The sequence below is a fragment of the Microbacterium sp. genome (assembly GCF_031988965.1).
Lineage (GTDB): Bacteria > Actinomycetota > Actinomycetes > Actinomycetales > Microbacteriaceae > Microbacterium.
Genome location: NZ_DALZXX010000249.1, coordinates 1 through 2,321 on the forward strand (window position 1 = coordinate 1; position 2,321 = coordinate 2,321).

2 protein-coding genes are annotated in these 2,321 nt (G+C 69.5%); one reads left to right on the forward strand and one right to left on the reverse strand.

The window, feature by feature from the left end:
• Positions 1–1,413 (reverse strand): proline dehydrogenase family protein (locus RTM68_RS18345; protein WP_312173737.1); only part of this gene is annotated, 1,413 nt, incomplete at its 3' end.
• A gap of 151 nt (positions 1,414–1,564) precedes the next feature.
• Between RTM68_RS18345 and RTM68_RS18350 the strand changes: the two genes are divergently transcribed.
• Positions 1,565–2,321 (forward strand): LysR family transcriptional regulator (locus RTM68_RS18350; protein WP_312173739.1); only part of this gene is annotated, 757 nt, incomplete at its 3' end.

Sequence of the window (2,321 nt, forward strand, 5' to 3'; positions counted from 1 at the left end):
CTCGGCCGCACGGTCCTGCACGCGGTTCGAGGCGGGCACGCTGCGGTCGGCCTCGAGGGCGGTCAGCGACCGCTCGAAGCGCTCGCGCTCGCGGGTCAGCAGCGTCGGGTTCGACGCGAGCTCGAACACGGCCGACATGAAGTTCTCGGGGCTCGCGTTCTCTTCGAGGCGGCGCACGAGGTAGGCGATCGCGACGTCGAACTCGGCGGGGTTCACGACCGGCGTGTAGAGCAGTAGCTGCCCGACGTCCTTGCGGACCGCCTCGGCCTGGCCCGTCGCCATGCCGAGCAGCATCTCGTACTCGACGGCATCCGTGACGCCACGGGCCTGGGCGAGCAGCCAGGTGTAGGCGATGTCGAAGAGGTTGTGCCCCGCGACGCCGATGCGCACCGCATCCAGCCGCTCGGGCGTCATCGACCAGTCGAGCACGCGCTTGTAGTTCGTGTCGGAGTCCTGCTTGGTGCCGTAGGTGGCGAGCGGCCAGTCGTGGATCTTCGAGTCCACCTCTTCCATGGCGAGGTTCGCGCCCTTGACGACGCGCACCTTGATGGGAGCCCCGCCCTTCGCGCGCCGCGCCGCGGCCCACTCCTGCAGCTGCTGCATGGCCCCGAGCGCGTCGGGCAGGTAGGCCTGCAGCACGATCCCGGCCTCGAGGTTCTCGAGACCCGGCTGGTCGAGGATGCTGGTGAACGCCGCGATCGTCAGGTCGAGGTCGCGGTACTCCTCCATGTCGAGGTTGATGAACTTGGTCTTGCCGGCGGCCTCCGACGACGCGGCGAGGCGGTAGAGGGGGGTCAGCTTCTCGACGACGTCGGCGACGGCCTCGTCGAACGACCACATCGACAGCTGGCTCACGACGCTCGAGACCTTGATCGAGACGTAGTCCACGTCCTTGCGGGCGAGGAAGTCGTAGGTGCCCTGCAGACGGTGCCCGGCCTCGCGCTCGCCGAGAACGGCCTCGCCGAGCAGGTTGAGGTTCAGGCGGTTGCCGCTCTTGCGCAGCTTGGCGATCGCCGGGCCGAGCTTCGAGGGGGTGGCGTCGAGCACGAGGTGTCCGACCATGGCGCGCAGCACGCGACGCGAGATCGGCACCACGACTCCGGGGAGCTTGGGCGCCCAGAAGCTACCGGTCCTGATCGCGGCGCGCAGGTAGCCGGGCAGAAGCGACGGGGTGAGGTCGGAGATCTCGGCGAGCTTGCGACCGGCGACGCCGAGGTCTTCGGGACGCATCACACCGTCGACGAAGCCGACGGTGAATGCGAGGCCGTTCGGGTCCTTCAGGACCTCGGCCAGGCGCTGGGCTGCGGGTTCGACGGGGTGGGTCTCGCTCTCGGCGAGCCAGCGCTGCACGAGGGCGGCGACGTCTTCGGTGCGCGGGGTGCTGACGGCGGTGGTGTCGGCGGCGACGGTCATCGGTGTGGCCTTTTTTCGGGGGATCGCACACCCGGGATTCGTGTGCGGCTCGATCATTCTCAGGCGCGTGAGTAGGCTACGTCTATCAACCGATCTGCGCATTTTCTGTTCGGTTCTACTTAACATTCGAACGGCAGGGAGACAGCGGCGGATGCTCGACGTCAATCGACTCAGACTGCTCGTGGAGCTCTCCCGCCGCGGCACCCTCTCGGCGGTCGCGGACGCGCTCTCGTACAGCAAGGCCTCGGTGTCGCAGCAGCTCAGCGCACTCGAGCGCGAGGTGGGCGTGCCGCTGCTGCGCAGAGTCGGCCGAGGCGTGCAGTTCACGCCGCAGGGCACCGTGCTCGTCGCCGAGGCCATCGGCATCCTCGATCAGCTCGAGCAGGCCGAGGTCGCCGTGGCCGAGTCGCTTACCGAGGTCACCGGCACCGTGCACGTCGCGGTGTTCCAGTCGGCCGCGCACTCGCTGCTCCCCCAGACGCTCGACGCGCTGCGTCGCGAGCATCCGGCCCTCCGTGTCGAGGTCACCGAGTGCGACCCCGAGACAGGACTCGTCGGCGTCTCGAGCCGCGACTACGACCTGATCCTCGCCGAGCAGTACCCGGGCCACACGCGACCGATCCATGCCGACCTCGACCGCGTGGTCCTCGCGCACGACGCCATCACCCTCGCGCGCACCCCCGCCTCGGCCCCCGAGTCCGATCCCGCCGCCGCGCTGTGGGAGACCCGCGAGCAGCCGTGGGTGCTCGAACCCGCAGGCACGGCATCACGCGCGTGGGCCGAGCAGCTCTGCCGCACCGCAGGCTTCGAACCCGACGTGCGCTTCGAGATCGCCGACCTCACCGCGCACGTGCGACTCATCCATGCCGGGCTCGCCGTCGGACTGCTTCCCGAACTCGTCTGGGCGG